The sequence below is a fragment of the Bacillus sp. AP50 genome (genome assembly GCF_040492675.1).
Classification (GTDB): Bacteria; Bacillota; Bacilli; order Bacillales; family Bacillaceae_G; genus Bacillus_A; species Bacillus_A cereus.
Genome location: NZ_JBEUTW010000668.1, coordinates 1 through 4,605 on the forward strand (window position 1 = coordinate 1; position 4,605 = coordinate 4,605).

Here is a 4,605-nt window from a genome sequence, read left to right on the forward strand (position 1 = left end):
CTTGTAGGCTATATAACAACAATTCCATTCTGACTATTACTGTGTCAAAAAGAGTCGGATAGTAATCCCAGCCAAATCTAATTAGTGCTCCAAAAATAAAAAGCATCAATAACGAACTATAAAGCATTCCACCAAACATAAACAACATAGCTCCTTCAGGGCTTAAACGATTTCTACATGTTATTTTAAATTCATCTAAATCTTCTTCTTTTATATTCCACATTCAGTTTTTCACCTTCTATATAGTTTAAATAATTTTCATTCACTAAAATCCCATTACATTCCTAATTTTTTAAGTACATTCATCTTTGTGTAACTAAATTTAGATAATCTTTTATGTATATCATCACTACATTAATTACCGTACATAATCCAAATGCTTTTGATAGTACAAATAGCCTTCTTTCTCCTCAAAAGCTCTAAATATTCTTCTCTCTTTCACTTAAGCATATCCCTCATACTCTATTTTTGTTTCTCTGAAATTGCACTCACTTAGTAAAAACGTTACTGTTATCACAATTGTATCTTCAGAAAGTTGATCACCTCCCATCGACAATATGCTAGGAGGTTATTACAGTTATTTAAAATTTGATTTTTATTTTAATGGATTCGATTTTTGCAAATAATAATGTTATTTAATTTGAGAGAAGCGAATACTAAAAACATACTGCTTAATAACTCGTAATTAAGTCTTCCCCCTCATATCTAGGGTCTTTCTCAACTTTACCATCTTTTGTTTTGATGACTTTTAGTCTACCTAACCACTCTGCTCCGTTATATGTCTCTTCACTTACCCATAGATTATGCTTTTTACCATCTACCTCAACTACTAATGTGGGGTGTGTAAACATGAATTCCTTCTCTACATGCCTACCTACAATTTCTGCATGTAATGATGTACCTTCTTCAACTAGTTTACTATTTTGATACCCTTCGATAATAGGTAATCCAATAAATACAAAGAATATCAGTCCAAATACGATTACTTTCTTCTTTGTACTCCATTTATTCTTTTCTTTCAATTCCTTCTGTCTCGCTTCTCTTTCTTCGCGTTCATCCAAACTCTCATTTAAAGCATCTTCCCATGCCTTAACTTCCGCTTCGATTTCTGCTTCAGCTCTTGCTAGTTTTTCTAATTGTTCATCGGTTGCTACCATCTCATATGAGTTATCTCCAACCAAACGAATTTCAGTACCATTTTCTTTTACTTTTCGCAAGTCTTTTTCTGTACAATTAAACTCTCGAATGATTTCCCCTTGTGTGTTTACCAATCTAACGTAAATGTTTTTTTTCTCCTTCTTCTTAAACATCTGAACTCCCCCTTATTTGTTTCCTATCATAGATAACCCTATTGCAATTAAGAGAAAGAAAACGATAATAAGGAAAGTCTTCCCTTTGCTTACTTGTGTTGTACAACCTTCCAAGACAGCCCATATAAGAATTGGAAAAAGAAGAATACCTAGGAGAATATCGACCAACTTGTTGCTACTCTTCTTTAGCGGTTTTTCTTCTACTATCGATTTTATCTGAACAGATTCTTTTCTTATTTGTTTCGGTTTCTTTTTCTTGCGTCTATGATTCACCCAACATACTCCTTTTAGAATAACTTTTTCCTAACTATAAAAATACCGAAATATCCCCATTTTCATCGTACAGTATAAAATGATTTATTTCTTCACAGATAGATTTTCACCATAAAAAACAGTCTATGACTATTATTTACAAATATTATTTCAGCTTTTGCTCTTTTTCTCTTATTCTTTTTCTATTCGCTATAAATTCTTGGCGCTCTTTTTCATATTGTTCCCACGTAATATTAGATATTTAGATTCTTATTCAATCAAAATTAGACTTTCCTCTTTCCATTTTGGAAGAGGAAAGTCTATTTATTTCCAAATATATTATAGCCTTTGTTTTATTAATAATTGTTACTTATTATTTTCAGCCTTGTTCTTTATCGTTTTTACAAATTCATTTCGCCATATTTTAAAATTATGAGCAAAATTTCCTTCAATAGAATTTTTATACCCTTCAAATTTCACTTCTGATATATCAAAGTCATTGAATAATTTATATGTCTCTCCCGTCAAACCTACTGGGTGTAATACCCCACCATAGTCATAGAAAGTGTCTTCATCTAGAAGTATTCCTCTTGTAGTAATTACATACTCTACATCTTTTTCTTCCTCAGTACTCAACCTCACTACACTTCCTAAAGGCAAAACTTTCTCCATATAATCTTTCATATTAATTCACCGATCCTTTTAATACGATAATTTTCTCTTCTATTTTTTGTCGCCTTTTTTCTAATTGGCGGATACGATCAATAAAAGCATCACGTGTTTTACCTTGCAAACTATTATCAATACTATTTTCTAATCTTCTAATATCTCCGGTCAAAGATACAGCTGCTTTTTCAAGTTGCATAACAACATTAATAATTTGATCTCGCCCACCACTGTCCGGAAATGTACTATGAACCCTCGACATTATCATATGTAAATCCATCCTCATACCCCCTTCCTTAACATTTATCAATAATAAGAAACTGAAGCTAACTCTTCATCTTTTGCTATCATAGAAATTACCGCATCTGTTACATCTTGACTTAACTCTTTTAAATCATTTGAAAGTTCGTTCACATCTCTAGAAATCTCTACTAATAATGAACGATTTAACCCTCTACTACCATCATTCATAAAATAGTTTAATAATGATTGGCGATGGCTTCTTACATAATCTCCAGCAATTGAAGCAATATTTGTATCAATTTCAAAGTCACCTTTAAATACATCTAAAATATCTTGAACAAGAGAAGATGCTACTTCTTTTGCAATTGCTATAATTTCATCACGGGATAAATAAAGAATGATGCATCCTACTAAAAAATCTACAGCTGCGTTAAATACTGATTCTAACACTTCAAGTACCTTTTCCTTACATTTTGCTAATTTATTCTCTATCCAATCCACAGCCGCATTCACCTGATTTCTAACTTCTTGTATAACTTCCTTACTAAATTTCAAAGCTTTTTTTCCTGTTTCTACACCTATACTTGCTATTTTTGTTGCTAGAGCACTAGTATCTCCCACTACTGTTATTGCAACTAGAATTGCACTGACTGGGGTTCCATTTACCACTAAATCCACTACAACTTCTTCTGTTGTACTTAATGTTTTTTTTCCAGTGATTCCTTTATATAGGTCCCCAGCAGATTCTGATATTTCTAAAAAACCAAATTTCCAATCAAATCCTGTTTCGCTAACCTTTTTCAATTTATCTATTGCTACATTCCCATTCCTAGAATAAAATTTTGGATCATATAAAAAAGAATGCCCTTCCCCATTTTCCATTTTATAAACCTGTCCAGGTATTACAAAATCTGCGGCCTTAATGGCGCCATACAAAGGATCATATTCATTTATAAGACTGCGGCAATTTTTCATATTGGTCCCGTATCCGTACTTAACCACATCTTTATTTAAAACAGGCGCAGGATTTAAAGCTAATACGTTTATATTATCTTCTTGATGTCTTAATGCAACTGTATTCGCTGCTCCGCCACCTAAGGAGTGCCCTAGTAAAGTTATCTTCTTTCCTTTATTCTTCGCCTTGACTTTTTCATAAAATTTTTCTGCTTGACTATACTGAAATTCCGCTAATGACCCCAATATAGGTGAATTAGTTAAATTATGTAGCCCAATTGCTCCATCGGTTGCTAAATCGCCTACCTGATTCGGTTGAGTTCCAACGTATACTATGAAAATCTCATCCGTATCTTTACTTCGTAAGGCATATGCTCCAAACCCTGATGTTGGATGGTTATCATCATCAGCTATAAGCTCAGCATTAAAATTTTTCTCTAATTCCCTCTGATTTGTCTTTTCATTTGAATTACTATATATTTTCTCTTTCCCATTATATTGATAAATATCTCTACCAGCTAACCTCAGCTTACCTACATCGCTATCTATTTTAAAGTCCTCTTCATTTTTCATTTCTCTCCCCACATTAAACTCCTCCTAATATAAATTATTGCTGATTTATATACTCCTTTTCATAATCTATATATTCTTTTTTGGAATTTTGATTATTTTCTTCCCTAGCATGATAATATGTCGAAATTTCTTGATTTCGCTTTATAATTTTATTCTCTTGTTTTTCTTCATAATTTACCGAAATAGTAATTTCCATTATTCTCATATTATTTTCTTTTGCATCATTAGGTGTATTAAATTCAATCATTAATACTGCAGAATCAAATTTATCATATTTTAAATTTAACTTATCATTAATTATGCTTTTAAACTGTAATTCCGTTAAATTATAGCTTATTATGCTCGGTTCACTAAATCTTTTTTTATCCTCACTTGGCTTCAATTTACTCAGTCCGTTTAACCCTCCAAATATTAATTTTACATATGAAATATCTATGCCTTGATTCTGGGGTATTAAACGGGATTTTTCATTTTTTAAAATTGTACTATAAACAGTTTCTTTTTTGTAATTTTGATTGTCACCAACGTTTTTGTCATTTTTTATATCAGTAGCAACCTTTTGAGTTGTTTCCCCATATAAATCTTTATCTTTCACATTATATACTCC

Annotated in this window: 6 protein-coding genes and 1 pseudogene; all 7 read right to left on the minus strand. The window is 31.6% G+C overall.

Annotation, left to right across the window (positions count from 1 at the left end):
- Positions 1-223, minus strand: a pseudogene (locus ABWK52_RS28155) (hypothetical protein); the annotation flags it as partial.
- Between the two features lie 448 nt (positions 224-671).
- Positions 672-1,310 carry a hypothetical protein gene (locus ABWK52_RS28160; protein WP_098542455.1) on the minus strand — a complete coding sequence of 213 codons (639 nt, stop codon included), beginning with the start codon at positions 1,308-1,310 and terminating at the stop codon, positions 672-674.
- A gap of 12 nt (positions 1,311-1,322) precedes the next feature.
- Positions 1,323-1,583, minus strand: coding sequence for a hypothetical protein (locus tag ABWK52_RS28165; protein WP_001016553.1), 261 nt, complete (start codon positions 1,581-1,583; stop codon positions 1,323-1,325).
- 345 nt (positions 1,584-1,928) lie between these two features.
- Positions 1,929-2,246, minus strand: coding sequence for a DUF4176 domain-containing protein (locus tag ABWK52_RS28170; protein ID WP_000656388.1), 318 nt, complete (start codon positions 2,244-2,246; stop codon positions 1,929-1,931).
- A gap of 1 nt (position 2,247) precedes the next feature.
- Positions 2,248-2,508 carry a hypothetical protein gene (locus ABWK52_RS28175; protein WP_000363090.1) on the minus strand — a complete coding sequence of 87 codons (261 nt, stop codon included), beginning with the start codon at positions 2,506-2,508 and terminating at the stop codon, positions 2,248-2,250.
- Positions 2,509-2,534: 26 nt separating this feature from the next.
- Positions 2,535-3,998, minus strand: coding sequence for a lipase family protein (locus ABWK52_RS28180; RefSeq protein ID WP_033689279.1), 1,464 nt, complete (start codon positions 3,996-3,998; stop codon positions 2,535-2,537).
- Between the two features lie 34 nt (positions 3,999-4,032).
- Positions 4,033-4,605: DUF3952 domain-containing protein (locus tag ABWK52_RS28185; protein WP_353772315.1), on the minus strand; the 573-nt coding region annotated here is incomplete at its 5' end.